This is a genomic window from Achromobacter semiaridum (assembly GCF_053543755.1).
Genome location: NZ_JBLVOL010000003.1, coordinates 60,993 through 78,133 on the forward strand (window position 1 = coordinate 60,993; position 17,141 = coordinate 78,133).

Below are 17,141 nucleotides of genomic sequence, written 5' to 3' on the forward strand. Positions count from 1 at the left end.
GACGCCGCCGAACATCAGCAGCAGGACAGCCAGGATGCGCTTCATGGATTGCTCCAAAGAGTGGGGGTGACCCGGTTATAGCGCCGGCCATCGCCGCAAGTGTGTCGTACTGTATACGCCGCCTTGGCGGATACAAAAGCCGGGGAAAAAGGCGCCAAACCGGCACAAGCCGGATACGCGGCGCGGGTGCAATGGGACCTCTTTCCAAAGGACTGCCCATGGACCTGATCAACACCCCCATCGCCTTGCTTGCCGGCATGCTGACCATTGCGTCGCCCTGCGTGTTGCCCTTGTTGCCCGTGTTGCTGGGCACCTCGCTGGAACGCCCGGACCGCTGGCGCCCCTTGTTTGTCGTGTCCGGCTTCGTGCTGGCCTTTGCGGGCCTGGGCATCGCCCTGAGCCTTTTGTCCAACCTGAACGCATCGGTGCACGACGCGGTGCGGTCCACGTCGATTGCGCTGCTGGTGCTGTTCGGGCTGGTGCGCATCTGGCCGCAGCCTTACGACCGGCTGATCGCCCGTATCGGCGGCCCCTTGCAGCAGCTGGCCTTCAGCGCCGGCGGCGCGGGCAGCGGCAATGCCGGGGGCTTTGTGTTGGGGCTGTCGCTGGGCGCGGTATGGACGCCGTGCGCAGGCCCCGTGCTGGCCTCGATTCTGGTGTTGGCCGCCAAGGCGCAGAACCTGACGCAGTCCAGCACCTTGCTGTTGGCGTTTGCCATCGGGGCGGGCATTCCGATGCTGGTCATCGCCTATGGCGGGCAGGCCATCGTCGCGCGGGTACGTGGGCTGTCGCGCTACACGCAGCGCTTGCAGCAAGGCTTTGGCGTGCTGCTGATCCTGACCGCCGTGGCCATCCATTCCCAGTACGACGTCCTGGCGTATGCCTGGATCAGCAACCTTTTCAACTGACCCGATCAAGGAGATCGACCATGTTTGCCATGTTCAAGAAAATTGCATTGGGCGCGCTGTTGGCGACCTCGTTGGCGACCGCGGTGGCGTCTGCCGCCCCTCAGCCCGACCCCACACCCGCGCCGGAATTCACGGGGATCGAGCACTGGCTCAATGGCGGCCCGCAGAGCCTGGCGTCGCTGCGTGGCAAGGTGGTGCTGGTGGACTTCTGGACCTACACCTGCATCAACTGCATCCGCACGCTGCCCTACGTGACCGGCTGGCATCAGAAGTACAAGGACCAGGGCCTGGCGGTGGTGGGCGTGCATACGCCGGAGTTTCCGTTCGAGCGCTCGACGCCCAATGTGCAAAAGGCGCTGGAGCGCTTTGGCATCACCTACCCGGTGGCGCAGGACAACCGCTATGCCACCTGGGACGCGTATCGCAACCAGTACTGGCCGGCGTTCTACCTGATCGACAAGCAGGGCCGCATTGTGTATCGCCATTTTGGCGAAGGGCGGTATGCCGAGACCGAGGCAGAGATCCAGCGCCTGCTGGCGCAACCGGGCTGACCCGATCGAATGGCCCATGCGCCGCGCAAAGCAGATATGCGATACCGCGCATAGCGCCGGCCCGGCCCGCCGCATACCATGCTTCAAACACAAAAATCACAAGGTTTGGAGACAGCATGAAGATTGCAAGCGCGCTGACCTCGGTCGGTCTGTGGCTGGGGGCGGGGGTGGTGGTATCCGCCGTCGGGATGATGGCGCCGGCCGTGGCGGGCGCCTATCCCGACCACCCCATCCGGATGGTGGTGCCGTTTCCGGCGGGCGGCGCAACCGATCTGATGGCGCGGGCGCTGGCGCAGGGGCTGGGCGAGAAGCTGGGCCAGACCGTGGTGGTGGAAAACCGGGGTGGCGCGGGGGGCACGATCGGCGCGGAAGCCGTGGCCGGCGCGGCGCCCGACGGCTACACCTTGCTGTACTCGACGATGGGCGTGTTGACCATCAACCCGTCGCTGTACTCCAAGCTGCGTTACGACCCGCAAAAGAGCTTTGCGCCGATCTCGATGACCAACCTGACGTCGAACCTGCTGGTGGTCAGTCCCGATCTGAACGTGAATTCCGTGGCGGAACTGGCGGCGCTGGCCAAGGCGCGGCCGGGCGAACTGACGTTCAGCTCATCGGGCAACGGCACGACCAGCCATCTGGCCGGCGAAATGTTCAAGTCCACGGCGGGCGTGGATATCCGCCATATCCCGTACAAGGGCACGTCGGGCGCCATCAACGATTTTCTGGCGGGCCGGATATCGATGATGATCGACACGTCATCCAACTTCATCGAACAGGTCAAGCAAGGCAAGGTGCGCGCGCTGGGCGTGACCAGCCGGCAGCGCTTGCCCGTGTTGCCCGATGTGCCGTCGATTTCAGAAACGCCCGGCTTTGCGTCATACGAAGTCAGCTTGTGGTCAGGCGTGCTGGCGCCGGCAGGTACGCCGCGCGCGGTGATCGACAAGCTGAACCAGGACATCGCGGCGGTGATGACGTCGCCGCAAATGGTCGAGCGCATGGCGGCCTACGGCATCCAGACCACGCACAGCACGCCCGAGCAGTTCGCCGCGCAGATCAAGACGGATACGGCGAAGTGGGCCAAGGTGATCGAGCAGTCCGGCGCCAAGGCGGACTGAGCGCCGGCTGGCCATGGGCGCGAGGTTGATCGCCCCTCAACGGGAAATTCCATGACATCGATGAATCGATTTCGGCTGGCAAGGGCGGCCATGATTACGGCGCTGGCCGCATTCCTGCTGCCTGCCGCCCAGGCCGCGTCTTATCCTGACCGCCCTTTGACGCTGGTGAATCCCTACGCGGCGGGTGGGCCGGCCGATGTGGTCGCGCGCAGCCTGGGGCGTGCCTTGGAAAAGCGGCTGGGCCAACCGGTGGTGGTGGAAAACAAACCAGGCGGCGGCGCGTCCATCGGCACGGGTTTTGTGGCGCGCGCCAAGCCGGACGGCTACACCTTGCTGCTGGGCACTTCCGCCGGCCACGTGGTGACGCCGCTGATGCAAAAAACGCCCTACGACGGCGTGGACGGTTTCGCGTTCTGTTCGGTGGTGGCGGTGCAGCCCATCATGCTGGTGGTGAACCCGTCGCGCGGCATCACCACGGTGGCGCAGCTGCTGGAACGCGCCAAGGCCGAACCCGGCAAGCTCAGCTACGGGTCGGCGGGCGTGGGCGGCGCCACGCATCTGGGCGCGGAACAGTTCCAGCAAGCTGCGCATGTGCAGCTCAATCACATTCCCTACGCCGGCGCATCGCCCGCCATCAACGATGTGGTGGGCGGCCAGATCGACCTGGCCATGCTGAACCTGTCGGCCAGCCTGCCGTTCATCCGCCAAGGGCGCCTGGTGGCGTTGGCGTATGCGGCCGACAAGCGTTCGGCGTTGTTGCCCGACGTGCCCGCGCTGGCTGAAGCCGGTGTGGCGGGCGCCGAAGCCGCCACGTGGTACAGCCTGGCCGTGCCCGCCGGCACGCCGCCCGACATCGTGCAGCGCTTGAGCCGCGCGGTCCAGGCCGTGAACGACGACCCGGAATACCGGCGCGTGATGCAAGAGCAGGCAATAGAAATCATGTCCTTGTCGCCCGCCCAGGCCGACGCCTACGTGCGCCGTGATCGCGCCGACATGCAGCGGCTGCTGGGCTCGCTGGGGCTGCTGGCAAAATGATTAACCTTCGTAACGCTGCCGCGGGGCGATGCCGCCATGAATTTTGATTTCAGCCAACTGGCATCCGCCGATGCGTTCAAGCTGCTGTCCAGCGTCGTCGTGCCTCGGCCGATTGCCTGGGTGGTGACGCAGTCGGCGCGCGGCGATCTGAACGCCGCGCCGTTTTCTTTTTTCAACGTCGTCAGCAGTGACCCGCCCATCGTGGCGCTGGGCATCGGCCCGCGCGCCGGCCAGTGGAAGGATTCGTCGCGCAACATCATGGACACGGGTGAATTCGTGATCAATGTGGTGTCCAGGGAATTGGCCCGGCAGATGAATCAGACCAGCCTGGACTACGACGCCAGTGTCGATGAATTGGCGCGCGTGGGCTTGTCCACGCAGCCATCGACGCTGATTGCGCCGCCGCGCATTGCGCAAAGCCCGGCAGCGCTGGAGTGCAAGGTGTGGCAGGTGATCGAGGCCGCGCCGCATCGCGTGATCGTGCTGGCGCGCGTGGTGGGCATGTATCTGCGCGACGATGCGTTGCTGAACCGCGATCGCTTTCATGTGGACACGCCCGCGCTGGGCTTGCTGGGCCGCATGCATGGCGCGGGGTGGTACGCGCACACAAGTGATTTGTTCCAGATGCTTGCGCCCGCCGCTGCCAACGATCCGTCGGTGCTGCCCGCGCAAGGGCATTGATGCGCGCCCCGTCGCGCAACCCCAAGGAGAACCACGATGAAGTTGCATTGGTCGCCCCGGTCGCCGTTTGTGCGCAAGGTGATGATCGTTCTTTACGAAGGCGGTATCGAAGACCGCGTGCAATTGGTGCGCACGCCCGTCGCAATGGACAAGCCCAATCTGGATCTGGTGGCCGACAACCCGCTGATCAAGCTGCCCACGTTGGTGTTGGAAGATGGCACGGCCTTGTACGACTCGCGGGTCATCTGCGCGTATCTGGATGGGCTGACGGGCGGCCGGTTAATGCCCGGCGATCCCACCGCGCGCCTGGTGGCCGAACGCCGGCAGGCGTTGGGTGATGGGTTTCTGGATGCGTTGCTGCTGTACCGCCAAGAGCGCAACAAGCCGGTGGAAAGGCAGACAGCGGCGTGGCTGGACGCGTTTGCGCTGAAGGTGCGTGCCGTGCTGGCCGCGCTGGAAGTCGAGGCGGCCGCGTTGTCGGCCAGCGGCTTTGACCTGGGGGTGATTGCCATCGGCTGCGCGCTGTCGTACATGGATTATCGTTTTCCGGATATCGATTGGCGTGGTGGGCATCCGACGCTTGCCGCCTGGCATGAGGGCTTTTGCGTGCGCCCGTCGGTGGCGCGCAGCCAGCCGGACGAATCGCCTTGAACTCGCCGTATCCAACCCGGCCCGATGACGTGCGTGTGGTTGCGCGCTGCGTTGCCTGCCCGGGGCCGCGCCATAACTTGAACCGAGGATGATGATGAGCCGTATCCCGCTGCCTTCCCCCGACAGCATGACCGACGACCAGAAACGCGTGTACGAGAAGATCGTCTCGGGCCCGCGCGGGCGTCTCGTCGGCCCCTTGCGCGCGGCGCTGCACAGCCCCGAGCTTGCCGAACGCTGGCAGGCGTTGGGCGCCTTGCTGCGCTTTGGCACCAGCCTGCCGCCGCGTGTCAGCGAGCTGGCGATTGTGGTGACGGCACGCCGCTGGAACAGCCAGATCGAATGGCATATTCACGCGCAGGCGGCGCGGGCGGCCGGCATTGCAGACGCCGTGCTGGACGCCATCCAGGCGCGCAAGACGCCGGCGTTCGATACGCGCGACGATGAAATCGTCTACGAGTTCTCGCGCCAGTTGCAGGAAACCGGCCAGGTCGATCCCGCGCTGTATGCCGAAGCGGTAGCGCGTTGGCAGGCGGTGGGCGTGGTGGAGCTGACGGCGGTGATCGGCTACTACACCATGGTGTCCATGACCTTGAACGCGCACGACATTCCCATGCCGGACGAGGCCCCCGCGCCGCTGGATATTCCGCGGCAAGACGGCGCGCCGGCCTTGAGCCGCTTGGCTGCGCTGCCGCGCAAGGAGCAGCCATGACACCCGAGATGCCGCGCATGCCCGTTGCGCCCAGGCACGCGCTGCCCGCCTTGGCCTGCGATGCGCATTGCCATGTGTTCGGCCCGTATGACCGCTTTCCCCTGCAACACGCTTCGTCATATGCCGCGCCGGACGCGCCTGCGCCGCGCTACCTGCACATGCTGGATACCCTGGGCGCGGCGCGCGGGGTGTTGGTGCAGCCCGCGCCCTATGGCGTGGACCCGGCCGCGTTGCTGGACGCCTTGGCGCAAGGCGGCGACCGCCTGCGCGGCATCGCCGTGGCCGATCCGTCGGTGTCCGATGCGCAGTTGCAGGCGCTGGTGGAGGGCGGCGTGCGCGGTCTGCGCTTTCTGGAAGCGCGCGACCCGGCCGGCAATCTGTTTCCCGGCAGCGTGGGCTTTGGGCAGGTCGCCGCGATGGCGCCGCGCATGAAGCAGTTTGGCCTGCATGCCCAGCTGTGGGCGCCTTGCGATGCGTATGTGCGGCATCTGCCGGCGCTGGCCGCGCTGGACGTGCCGATTGTGATCGATCACCTGGGCAGCCTGGTGCCGGCGCGTGGCGAGCAGGACGCGGCCTTTCAGCTGCTGCGCGGCTTGCTGGCGGATGGGCGAATCTGGATGAAGCTGACGCTGTGCCGCGTGGGCGCTGCGCCCGACTATGAAAATGCCCGCTATATCCACGACGCGTTCACGGCCGCCAACCCCGATCAGGTGCTGTGGGGATCGGACTGGCCGTTCGTGCGCATGGGCGCGGCCGCGCCATCGGCCGATGCGCTGGTGGACGTGGCCTATGAATGGCTGGGCAACGACGGCTTGCGCAAGAAGGTATGGGTGGACAACCCAGCCCGCTTGTACGGGTTTGGATAAGGGCGGCAGGCGATCCTGCGGCAGGCGATCCTGCGGCAGGCGATCCTGCGGCAGGCGATCCTGCCCCCCTCAGGGTTCCGCGTGCCACACGCCTTCGCCGCCGATTTCCCGCACCAGCGTTTCGATCTGCGCCGCCACTTCCATGACGGTGCGGCCCGGTCCCTTGGACCTGGAAAACGCCATGGAAATAATCCGGCCCATCGTCGGGTCACGCAGCGCCGCGATGCTTAACCGGCCCTCCTGCACCTCTTGCCAGACGGCATGCAGCGGCAGCACGGTGTACATGTTCTCGTGCTCGACAATCGACTTCATCAGCGGCAATGAGTCCGCTTCGATCAGCGGCGCGATGGTGATCTTGCGCGCACGCGCCAGGCCGTCCAGCGCATTGCGCAAACCATTCGGCGCGCCCGGCAGGATGAAGGGCAGGTCGTTTAGCTGGTCGAAGGTGACTTCGCCCGATGCGGTGCGCGTATCGCCCGCCGCGCCCACCAGGTAGGAATCCACGTAGGCCAGCGCCTGCTCGCCCGGCGGGCATTTGTCGCCATAGCGGTACAGGATGGCGATGTCCACGCGGCTGTCCGTCAGCCACTCTTCGATCTGGCCGCTGGAGCCTTCAAGAATCTTCAAATGCACCTTCGGAAAGTGTTTGCGCAAGCGCGAAAACAGGCGGCGGATCAGCGGATGCGCGGTGGACGGCAACAGCCCCAGCGTGACTTCGCCCGCGGGCTCGCGCGCCTGGCCGTTCAGCTCAAGTTCCAGTCTTTCCGCGTCGCCCAGCAACGTTTGCACCAAGGGGAACAGCCGCTGGCCCACCTCGGACAGATTCACGCCGCGACCCGTGCGGTTGAACAAGCGCGCATTGCACTCGCGCTCCAGTGCGTTGATGCGGCGGCTGAGCACGGATTGGTCCTGGTCCAGATAGAGCGCGGCGCGCGTGATGCTGCCCAGTTCCGCAATCGCCAGGAACGCCCTCCATTTGTTCAGGTCGGCGGTCAGGTCCAGGCTTAGCCCGGTGGCTTTGGCGAAAGGCATGATGGCGGGGCGGGGTCGCAGGCAGAAGGAACGGGATAAGCGTACGGCAAAGCGCGTGGCAGCGGGTCATTCCAGGCCAAGCTTGCCGCGTCGGATCACGTCGCCCCATTTCTTGGATTCGGTTTCCATCAGCGTGCGGTATTGGTCCGGCGAGCTTGCCGCCGGAATGGCGCCCTGGTCGATCATCTTCTTGCGCAACGCGGGTTCCGCCAGGGACTGGGCGATGGCCGCCGCCATCTTGTCGACGATGTCCTTGGGCGTGCCGGTGGGGGCGATGATGCCGTAGTTCGATTCGACGATCACGCCGGGAAAACCCGCCTCGCGGGTCGTCGGCACATCGGGCAGGCCCTCGAAGCGTTCGGGGCTGGCCACCGCCAGCGCGCGCAGCTTGCCTGCCTTGATGAAGCCCAAGGCGGCCGACGCGTCACCGGGAAACATCTGCACTTCGTTGGACAGCAAGGCCGTGACGGCGGGCGCGGCGCCCTTGTACGGCACGTGCATGATGTCGATGCCCGTTTGCTGCTTCAACAGTTCGCCGCCCAGATGGGGCGTGGTCACGTTGCCGGCCGAGCCGTAGTTGTATTTGCCCGGATGCTGCTTGGCGCTGGCGACGAAGGCGGCCAGCGTGGTGTCGGGCAGCGACGGGTTCACCATGACCACCTGGGGAATGCGCGCCACCAGCGACACATACTGAATGGTGCTGACGTTGTAAGGCACTTTCATGACGTGCGGCAGGCCGGTGATCGCGCCCGGCACGCCGAACCCGAACGTGTTGCCGTCCGGCTCGGCGCGCACGGTGGCGTCCACGCCGATGGTGCCGCTGGCGCCTGCCTTGTTCTCGATGACGATGGTCTGGCCCAGCCGCTTGCCCAGCGCGGGCGCCAGCAGGCGGGCCAGGTTGTCGACCGAGCCGCCTGGCGGGTATGGCACGATCAAGCGGATGGGCTGACTGGGCCAGGGCTGCGCGGCCTGGGCCACGGGCGCCATCGTTGCGGCCAGTAATACCGCGGCCACCGTCAATGCGGGTGCGTTTTTCATTGTCTCTCTCTCCTGATGGCGCCTAGTCGTGCCGGCGCGATGTTGTTATGCGCCGTCCAGGCCCAGGACCTGTTTGGCGTAGATGTTGCGTTGAATCTCGTTGGTGCCGCTGAAGATGGTGGCGGCCAGCGCGTTGATGTAGGGCGCCAGCGCTTGTACGCCGCCAATCCCATTCCCATCGCCATGCCCATCGCCATCGCCGTAGCCCAGGCGCATGTCGGCGCCGCCGTATTCCTCGGCAATCTGGATCAGCAGCGCGCCCAGCCTCTCATGGGTTTCAGTGGCCCAGATCTTCAGCAGCGACAGCGTGGGCGGCAGCGGCCGTCCGGCCCGCGCCATATCGGCAAACACGCGGTACATGGCGGTCAGGTCGGCGCTGTCCATCCGCAGTTCAGCCAGGCGATCCGTGAAAGCCGGGTCGGACAACAAACCGCGTTGCCGCGCGATGCTGAAGATCTGTTGCAGTGCGTGGCTGGCGTGTTTCGGGCTGCCTGAAAACAAGCGTTCAAAGCCCAGCAGCGCCTTGGCGATACCCCAGCCCGCGTTCAGTTCACCCACGACATTGGCGCGCGGCACACGCACCTGATCGAAGAAAACTTCGCAAAATTCTTCGTGCCCGGACAGCGTGCGGATGGGGCGGCGGCTGATGCCGGGGCTGGCCAGGTCCACCAGCAGGAAGCTGATGCCCGCCTGCTTCTTCACCGTCTTGTCGGTGCGCACCAGCATGAACATGTGCGTGGCGTCCTGCGCCAGCGTCGACCATGTCTTTTGCCCGGTCACGATCAGGTCGTCGCCATCGATCACGGCTTCGCATCGCAACGCCGCCAGGTCCGAGCCCGCGTTGGGTTCGGAATAGCCCTGCGCCCACACGGCCTGGCCCGACAGGATGCCCGGCAGGAAGCGCGCGCGTTGTTCTTCGGTGCCGTAGCGGATCAGGATGGGGCCCAGCATGACCAGGCCCTGGTCGGGCGCGCGCGCCACGCCATGGCGCTCGGCCTCTTCGATGAAAGCGATCTGCCGCGCGGGCGACAAGGCCATGCCGCCATGCTCGCGCGGCCACGACGGTGCAATCCAACCCTGGCGCGACAACGAGAAGTACCACGGCTTGATCTCATCCCAATGCAGCCGCCAAGGCACATGCCGCAGGTGCTGGGGATAATGCGCGTGTAAGAATCGGCGCAACAGCGCACGGAAGTCGGCTTCGGGCATGCCGTTCCAGTCGGCGTCGCGGGGAAATTCCGCCGGCGATGACGGCGCGGCGGTGTCGTCGGCCGGGGGCGCGGGCGCATCGGCCAGCGCGCCGTAGCGTTGACGATGCGCGGCGGCGTTGCCCAGCCACGCGGCCAGGTGCAAGGCGCTGCGAAAGGTCAGGCTGACGTCGCATTCCTCGGTGTAGCCAATGGCGCCGTGCAGCTGGATCGCCAGGCGCGTGGCGTCCAGGCCGGCCCGCGCCGCGCGGGCCTTCACGCGGCTGGCGGCGACCTTGCGGACGGTGACAGGGTCCGGGCCCGTTGCGTCGGCCAGTGTATTTAACGCGTCCTGCAAACTGCTGGCCGCCAGCTCCACCTGCATGGCCGCGTCCACCAGGCGGTGTTGCAGCGCCTGGAACGATGACAGCGGCTTGCCGAATTGCTGGCGCGTGTTCAGGTAGACCACCGTATCGGCCAGCACCTGCCGCGCCACGCCGATCAATTCGGCCGATTGCATCAGGCGTCCGTAATCCAAGGCATGGTCCACGGCGTCCAGGACTTCGTGCTGGGACAGCAGCGCGTCGGCCGGCACGATGGCCGATTCAATGCTCAGGTGGCACGCAGGCGTGCCGTCGGCGCGCGCATGGGGGCGCACGGTGACGCCGGTCGTGTCGGCGGCCAGGTAGAACAGCAGGGTGCCTGTTTCGCTATCGGCCGTTACCAGCCAGCCGTCCGCGGCGGCGTCGGCAATGACGTGGCGCTTTTCGCCGTTCAAGACATAGGCGCCTTCGCGCGGGGTGGCGCTGACGCCGAACACGCCCGCGGCCTCGCCGGCTTCCAGCTGGCCTTCGGTTTCTTGCCAGGCCAGCGCAATCATCCGCGTCCCGTCGCACACCGCTTGCAGCAGGGTGTCGCGCAAAGGCGAGCCAGGCAGCGGCGCGATGTTCGACAGCAAGGTTGCGCCCAGCACGCCCGCGCCTACCAGCGGTTCGGGCAATTGCGCGCGTCCGGCTTCTTCAATGACGGCGGCCATTGCGTGCCAGCCCAGTCCCAGCCCGCCCAAGGTATCCGGCACGCTCATGCCAAGCCAGCCGGCGTCGGCAATCTGGCGCCAGTAGGCGCGATCGACGCCGCTTGCCGAGCGCTTGCGCTGGCGCTGGTCGCGGCGCGACAGAAAGTCACGCGCGCTGTCGCGTATCTCTTCGATCAAGGCAGGGTCCACGCTGCTCATACGATGCCCTCGGCGTGCAGACGCGCGATCTCTTCGTCGGACAGGCCCAGTTCGGCGCGCAGCACATCGGCGGTGTGTTCGCCCAGCAGGGGCGGGGGCAGCCCGGATGTGATTGGCGTCTTGGAAAAATGGATGGGGTTGTTGATGACGGGCATGTCGCCCAGTTCAGGATGCGCGATGCGGCCCAGCACCTGGCGGTGCCGCACCTGCGGGTCTTCGAATACCTGGTCCATCGTGTAGATCGGGCCGCAGGGCACGTTGGCCGAGGCCAGCGCGTCGTTCCATTCGCCGACGGTGCGAGCCTGCATGGCCGGCTCGATCAGGCGCGACAACTCGGCTTGCGCGGCGGCGCGTTTGGGGTTGCTGGTAAAGCGCGCGTCCTCGGCCAGCGCGGGCAGTCCGATCACCGCGCAGAAGGCGCGAAACTGCGTGTCGTTGCCCACCGCCACCATCAAGTGGCCATCGCGGCAGGCAAACGCGCGAAAGGGCGCAGTGATCTGTGAGGCCGACCCCATGCGCGCGGGCACCTGGCCGCTGGCCAGATAGTTCATGCCGATGTGCGACATGGCGGCAATCTGCGCATCCAGCAACGCCAGGTCGATATGCTGGCCTACGCCGGAGATCTGGTCCCGATGGTGCAGCGCCGCCAGTATGGCCGCCACCGCGTAAAAGCCCGCCGTGATGTCCGACACGGAATACCCCGCCTTGACCGGCCCCGCGCCGGGTTCGCCATCGGGCACCCCGGTCACGCTCATCAGCCCGCTCATCGATTGAAAGATCGGGTCGTAGCCGGGCAGATGGCTGTATGGGCCGGATTGCCCGAAGCCGGTGATCGAGCAAATCACCAGCCGGGGGTTGACCTTGGACAGCGCGTCGTGATCCAGCCCGTAGCGGCGCAGGTCGCCCGCCTTGAAGTTCTCGATGACGATGTCGGCGCGCTGGGCAAGCCGGCGAACCAGCGCCTGGCCATCGGGCTTGGAGATGTCGATGGTCAGCGATTTCTTGCCCCGGTTCATCGCCACAAACGACGAGGTCTGCCGGCTGGGTTCGCCATGGCGATCCGGCATTGGATAGCCCTGGTGCCGGACGTCGTCGCCCCGGCCCGGGCGTTCCACCTTGATGACGTCGGCGCCAAAGTCGGCCAGCATCTGCGCGGCCCACGGGCCGGAGAACACGCGGCTTAAATCCAGGACTTTTACGCCCTCTAATGCACGGCTCATCGGTCTTCCCCTTATTTGCCCTGGAACACCGGTGCGCGCTTTTCCAGGAAGGCGCGGCGCGCTTCCTGGGCGTCTTCGGTCTTGCCGATGGCGGCGGTCATGTCCTGTTCGTAGCGGTAGCCGTCGCGCAGGCTCATGTCTTCGATGGCGTTCAGCGTCTGCTTGGCAAGCACGGTGGCCAAGGGGCTCTTGGACGCCAGCTCGCGCGCCAGTTCCAGGGCGCGGTCCATCAAGGCGTCGGCGGGCACGGACGCTTCGACGATGCCCAGGCGATAGAGTTCGTCGCCGTCCACGCGCAAGCCGGTCAGCATCATGCGGCGCAAGCGGGAATGGCCGAACAGCCGCATGCCATGGCGTCCACCGCCCAGCAGGCCGACGTTGATTTCGGGCAGCCCGACCACGGCCGTCGATGCCGCCAGCAGGATGTCGCATGAGGCCACGATGGCCAGCCCGGCGCCCAGCGCCGCGCCGTTGATGGCGCCGATGACGGGCTTGGCGCATTCGCGAATGGCATGAAAGCACTCGCGGGTGCGGCGTGAATGCTGCGGCAGGTCGCCCGGACCCTTGATGGTGGCGGCGCGGTTCTTCAGGTCCGCGCCGGCGCAAAATATCTTGCCTTGCCCGGACAACACCACGGCGCGCACCTCGGGCGTTTCCGAGATGCGGTCCAGCACCCAGGACAGCTCGTTCATCATGTCGGTGCTTAGCGCGTTCACCGGCGGATTGGCCAGCAGGATGACGGCCACGCCGTCCTCAAGCGTGACGTCCAGCGCGGTGTAGGGGCCGGGCAAGTTTTCGGGCATGGTCATGTCCGTGTCTCCGTCTTGTTCAAATGATCTTGCGCTGGCGCAGGTCGGCAATTTGCTGTGCGCTCATGCCCAGTTCTGCAAGCACTTCGGCGGTGTGCTGCCCCAGCAGCGGCGGTGCGCGGTCGGCGCGCAGGTCCGCCGTGGCGAAGCGCAGGGGGTTCATCACTTGCGGCACGCTCTTGGCGGTGGGGTGCGGCAGGCGGCGCAACATGGCGCGGTGCGCCACCTGCGGGTCGTCGAACACTTCAGGCACGGTGTTGATCGACCCGGCCGGCACGCCGGCGGTCTTCAGCGCCGCCAGCCAGTGCGCGCGCGGCTGCGTGAGGAAGATGGCGTCCAGGATCGGGTCCAGCGTGTCTTGATTCGTCACGCGCTGGCTGTTGGTGATGTAGCGGGGGTCTTGCGCCAGTTCAGGCTTGCCCAGCAGGCGGCACAGCGCGGCGAATTGCGCGTCGTTGCCCACGACGATGACGATGTCGCCGTCGGCGCAGACAAAGGTGCGTTGCGGTTGGATGTTCGGATGCGCGGTGCCGGTGCGGCGCGGCACGCGGTTGCCCAGCAAGAAGTTCATTGCCTGGTTGGCCAGCAAGCCAACCTGCACGTCCAGCATGGCGACGTCGATGTATTCGCCCTGGCCCGTCTGCGAGCGCCGCAGCAGCGCGGCCACGATGCCCAGCGCGGCGTAGACGCCGGTGGTCAGGTCCACGATGGGCACGCCGACCTTTTGCGGGCCGCCGCCGGGCTTGTCGTCGCGTTCGCCGGTGACGCTCATCAGGCCACCCATGGCCTGGATCAGGAAGTCGTACGCGGGCTCGGCGGCGCGCGGGCCGGTCTGCCCGAAGCCGGTGACCGAGCAATACACCAGGCGCGGGTTGATCTTGGCCAGCGAGTCGTAGTCCAGTCCCATGCGCGCCAGCGTGCCGACCTTGTAGTTCTCCAGCACCACGTCCGCGTCGCGGCACAGATCCTTGACCAGCGCCTGCCCTTCAGGCGTCTGCAAGTCCAGCGTGATGGATCGCTTGCCCCGGTTGGTGGCGATGAAGTAGGCGCCGTCGGTGGTGTCCTGACCGTGTTCGTCTTTCAGGAAGGGCGGGCCCCAGGACCGGGTGTCGTCACCCAGGCCCGGCCGCTCGACCTTGATGACGTCGGCGCCCAGATCGGCCAGGATCTGGCTGGCCCAGGGGCCGGCCAGAATGCGGCTCAGGTCCAGCACTTTCACGTTTGATAACAGCGGCTGCAAAGCCTTCTCCTTGACTCCTGTGATGTGCAGGTAGTCTAGGATTTCCGGCTTGCGGCGGGATGCACCCGGGGCACAAAGCTGTTATGCGTTTTGGCACCGACCCGCTCGGAAGAGCGAGGGGGCGCGGCACGGAGGAGGGCACTGCGGCGGGCACTGCGGAGGGCACTGCGGCGGGCACTGCGGCGGGCACGGAGGCGCGCCGTGGGCCGCAGTGAAGCGGGGAAGGAAATTGGTCAGCGGCCCGTGTCGGGGTAGTCCGGGCCGGCGTCGTGAAAGCCGCCGCTGCTGTAGGGATTGACGGCGCCGGGGTGCGGCGGGCCGCCTGGGCTGTTGGTACAAGCGCTTACCAAAGCGGAGAGGGCAAGCGTGGTCAGCAAGGCTATCAACGTCGATTTCATGGTGGTCTCCTGCGGCTGCCCCAGAGCAGGCGCGTGATCGTGATGCGCAGCGTGTGCAGGAGATTATAGGCGTCGCTTAATTGTCCAGCGTGGGGGCCAGCAGCGCGAAAACCTTGGCCTGGTTGCCGGCGCCGGCAAACAATTCGGCCAGCGATACGCCATTGCGCGGGTTCAGCGTCAGGGTGATCGAACGCTTGTCGCCGCTGGCGAAATTGGCGATGGCCTTGCAGGCGTCTTCGTTGTCTTTGAAGCCGGCTAGCGTCTTCTGGTCAAAACAACGCTTCTTGCCGTCATCGACGAATTTTTCGAATTGCTTGGCGCGCTGCTTTTCCGGATCGCCGTCGCCCGGAACGGGCGTGAGGTTATAGCGCTTGAAGAGTTCGACGCTGCGCTTGACGTAGCCGTCGTCCTTGATGGAAAGGCTGCCGCTTTGAATGCGCACTTGCGCCAGCGGGGCCAGCGCGCGGTCGATGCGGCCCATGCCGAATATGCCCATCATGCCCACGGCGGCCAGGCCCGAGCCGTCTTCGGCCATCGCGACGGCACCATTGACGCGTTCCAGGCTCAGTGACAAGTCGGCGTTCAGCGCGTCGGGTTGTTCCAGGTTCAACTGGATCTCGGCGTTGTCGTCGTCGCGTTGGTAGTCCCAGCGCACGCGCAGGTTGGCGGGCGGCAGGTTCAACTTGCCGGCCTGGCGCGCCAGATCCGTCTGGCTAAGGACGCTGGAGCCGTTGGGCAAGGCCGCGCCTTCAATCGTCACGTCGCCGCTGCGGCGGTCGTCGGTGTTGCGCAGGCCGCTGATCTTCACGGTGTCGATCAGGGCCACGGGCGCTGCCGCCGGGCCGATGGACACCTGCTTCAGCTTGGCCGACCCGAAGGGCGACGCCGAAATGCTCTGCCAACGCACGTTGTCGCGTTGGCCGGTCTTGTCCAGCAAGGCCACGATTTCGTCTTCGGCCTTGCCCGAGGCGTACGCGCCCAGGCCCCACCAGGCGCAGGCCAGCACCACCACCACACCGCCTGCGATCAGGCCATTCTTTTGTTTGATCATTGCTTGCTCGTCTGGCGATTAGGGTTGGGACGCTTGATCGATGACTGCCTGGGCTTGTTCGGGCGTCCAGTCGGGCAGGCCCAACATCATCCGCGCACCCACCAGGGGATCGTTCAAGTCGGCGCAGCCTTCTTTCTGGCACGCCACGGATGCGCCGGGAGTCAACGCCAGCAGCGTCAGCGGCAAGCCTTTGTCGTCTTGGCGCGCGGGGTCCAGCGACAGTTCGCCGGGCGCCAGATACCAACCTTCCTTCATGGCCTTCTGGCCGGGCAGGCGGATTTCGTACGGCCAGTCAGCCATGGCGTCGTTACCGTCGTGGTCGTCTACGTGGATGACCATGCGCACGCCGGCCTTGCGGCCCGCCATCAGCGCGCGGTAGTCGCCGCCGGTCATCACGTCGTAACGCACGTCGCGCTGCATGCGGCCCAGGATGCCCTTGGGGTCGCTCTTTGCCTGCTCGACCAGGTTTTGATATTGGCGCAGGTTGTCGCGTTCCTTGTTGGCCAGGCGCATCAGTTCTTCGCGCTTTTTACGTGCCAGCAGTTCGTCACGCTTGAACAGGTAGTTCTGCGCGTATTGCAGGTTGTAGCGCCATTCGCCGCGCGGCTTGCCGGTGCGCCAGTCGGTCGGGCGGTCGGCGGTGATCATGTAGAGCAGGTGCTCGACTTTGTCGCCGATGGCGCCTTGTTCGAAATCGTCCGAGAACACGATGCGGATGTTGCCGGCATCAGGCAGGGCGGTGCGTTCCAGCACACGCAGTGCGCTGTCGACGGCGACTTTGATGTTGGCGGCATTGCGGAAGACATCGGCGCTTTCGGTCACGACGTCGACGCGGTTGGGGCGCCAGACGTCCAGGCCGTTGCCGTAGGACAAGCGGTCGCCGCGCAGCAGGTAGTGCGAGCGGGTGGCCGGGTCGCTGTCCAGGTGGAACCACAGCGTGCCGTCGGCGTTGGCATGGGTCAGGCGGGCGGCGGCGACAGGCGCGGTGAAGGGAAACCCGGACATCAGCCAGACGTCGCTGCTTTGCGCGATGCGCGCGCCGTCCGAGCGTTCCAGCCGCAGCCGGCCCTTGCCGGTGGCGTAGCCGTCGGGGCCGCAGGACAGGCCGTCGGTTTTCAGCGAGATGTATTGCGCGTTGTCGCCCAGGCGGAACGTCGAAACGACCTTGCAGCCGTTCTGGTCGGACAGCGTCTGGAGTAGCGGGTTACCCGCCAGCGCGGCGGCGGGCAACGGCGGCGTCCAGCCGTTGACGGCGAACGCGGTTTGTACGGGAGCGGCGGGGGCGGCCGGAGCAACAGCATCGGGTGCAGGGGCGGCGGGTGCAGGGGCGGCGGGTGCTGCGGCAGCCGGTGCTGCGGCAGCCGGTGCAACAGCGTTGGGGGCAGCAGCGGCCGGTGCCACTGCGGCTGCGGGTTC

General features: G+C 66.4%; 17 protein-coding genes. 8 read left to right on the forward strand and 9 right to left on the reverse strand.

From position 1 onward, the window contains the following. Nucleotides 1-218 precede the first annotated feature (218 nt). The 8 genes from ACNPP0_RS00905 to ACNPP0_RS00940 all read left to right on the forward strand — a co-directional run bounded on the left by ACNPP0_RS00905 (nucleotide 219) and on the right by ACNPP0_RS00940 (nucleotide 6,516). Complete coding sequence (locus ACNPP0_RS00905; RefSeq protein ID WP_332610135.1) at nucleotides 219-908, forward strand: cytochrome c biogenesis CcdA family protein; 690 nt, start codon at nucleotides 219-221, stop codon at nucleotides 906-908. A gap of 20 nt (nucleotides 909-928) precedes the next feature. Further along, a complete protein-coding gene (locus ACNPP0_RS00910; protein ID WP_332610136.1) occupies nucleotides 929-1,459 on the forward strand; it encodes a thioredoxin family protein in 531 nt (176 codons plus the stop codon). 116 nt (nucleotides 1,460-1,575) lie between these two features. Then, nucleotides 1,576-2,574, forward strand: coding sequence for a Bug family tripartite tricarboxylate transporter substrate binding protein (locus ACNPP0_RS00915; protein ID WP_332610138.1), 999 nt, complete (start codon nucleotides 1,576-1,578; stop codon nucleotides 2,572-2,574). A gap of 51 nt (nucleotides 2,575-2,625) precedes the next feature. Further along, complete coding sequence (locus ACNPP0_RS00920) at nucleotides 2,626-3,609, forward strand: tripartite tricarboxylate transporter substrate binding protein (protein WP_448704779.1); 984 nt, start codon at nucleotides 2,626-2,628, stop codon at nucleotides 3,607-3,609. Nucleotides 3,610-3,645: 36 nt separating this feature from the next. Beyond that, nucleotides 3,646-4,290 carry a flavin reductase family protein gene (locus tag ACNPP0_RS00925; RefSeq protein WP_332610141.1) on the forward strand — a complete coding sequence of 215 codons (645 nt, stop codon included), beginning with the start codon at nucleotides 3,646-3,648 and terminating at the stop codon, nucleotides 4,288-4,290. Nucleotides 4,291-4,326: 36 nt separating this feature from the next. Continuing rightward, complete coding sequence (locus tag ACNPP0_RS00930) at nucleotides 4,327-4,941, forward strand: glutathione S-transferase N-terminal domain-containing protein (RefSeq protein WP_332610142.1); 615 nt, start codon at nucleotides 4,327-4,329, stop codon at nucleotides 4,939-4,941. A gap of 94 nt (nucleotides 4,942-5,035) precedes the next feature. Then, complete coding sequence (locus ACNPP0_RS00935; RefSeq protein ID WP_448704780.1) at nucleotides 5,036-5,650, forward strand: carboxymuconolactone decarboxylase family protein; 615 nt, start codon at nucleotides 5,036-5,038, stop codon at nucleotides 5,648-5,650. Then, nucleotides 5,647-6,516 (forward strand): amidohydrolase family protein, encoded by an 870-nt coding sequence (locus tag ACNPP0_RS00940; RefSeq protein ID WP_332610144.1) that lies wholly within the window; start codon nucleotides 5,647-5,649, stop codon nucleotides 6,514-6,516. Before ACNPP0_RS00935 ends, ACNPP0_RS00940 begins: the two co-directional genes overlap by 4 nt. Before the next feature lie 69 nt (nucleotides 6,517-6,585). Here ACNPP0_RS00940 and ACNPP0_RS00945 read toward each other — a convergent pair whose 3' ends face one another. The 9 genes from ACNPP0_RS00945 to ACNPP0_RS00985 all read right to left on the reverse strand — a co-directional run. Further along, nucleotides 6,586-7,548, reverse strand: coding sequence for a LysR family transcriptional regulator (locus ACNPP0_RS00945; RefSeq protein WP_332610145.1), 963 nt, complete (start codon nucleotides 7,546-7,548; stop codon nucleotides 6,586-6,588). Nucleotides 7,549-7,614: 66 nt separating this feature from the next. Next, complete coding sequence (locus ACNPP0_RS00950) at nucleotides 7,615-8,586, reverse strand: Bug family tripartite tricarboxylate transporter substrate binding protein (protein WP_332610146.1); 972 nt, start codon at nucleotides 8,584-8,586, stop codon at nucleotides 7,615-7,617. Between the two features lie 45 nt (nucleotides 8,587-8,631). Further along, complete coding sequence (locus ACNPP0_RS00955) at nucleotides 8,632-11,007, reverse strand: acyl-CoA dehydrogenase family protein (RefSeq protein ID WP_448704781.1); 2,376 nt, start codon at nucleotides 11,005-11,007, stop codon at nucleotides 8,632-8,634. Beyond that, a complete protein-coding gene (locus ACNPP0_RS00960) occupies nucleotides 11,004-12,227 on the reverse strand; it encodes a CaiB/BaiF CoA transferase family protein (RefSeq protein ID WP_448704782.1) in 1,224 nt (407 codons plus the stop codon). The genes ACNPP0_RS00955 and ACNPP0_RS00960 overlap by 4 nt, the downstream gene beginning before the upstream one ends. Before the next feature lie 11 nt (nucleotides 12,228-12,238). Further along, nucleotides 12,239-13,036, reverse strand: coding sequence for an enoyl-CoA hydratase/isomerase family protein (locus tag ACNPP0_RS00965; protein ID WP_448704783.1), 798 nt, complete (start codon nucleotides 13,034-13,036; stop codon nucleotides 12,239-12,241). A gap of 19 nt (nucleotides 13,037-13,055) precedes the next feature. Next, nucleotides 13,056-14,276, reverse strand: coding sequence for a CaiB/BaiF CoA transferase family protein (locus tag ACNPP0_RS00970; protein ID WP_332610150.1), 1,221 nt, complete (start codon nucleotides 14,274-14,276; stop codon nucleotides 13,056-13,058). A 233-nt stretch (nucleotides 14,277-14,509) separates the two neighbouring features. Continuing rightward, entirely contained in the window at nucleotides 14,510-14,674 is a 165-nt protein-coding gene (locus ACNPP0_RS00975; protein WP_332610151.1) for a hypothetical protein, read from the reverse strand. 76 nt (nucleotides 14,675-14,750) lie between these two features. Further along, nucleotides 14,751-15,725, reverse strand: coding sequence for a hypothetical protein (locus ACNPP0_RS00980; RefSeq protein WP_332610152.1), 975 nt, complete (start codon nucleotides 15,723-15,725; stop codon nucleotides 14,751-14,753). An 18-nt stretch (nucleotides 15,726-15,743) separates the two neighbouring features. Continuing rightward, nucleotides 15,744-17,141 (reverse strand): hypothetical protein (locus ACNPP0_RS00985; protein ID WP_448704784.1); only part of this gene is annotated, 1,398 nt, incomplete at its 5' end.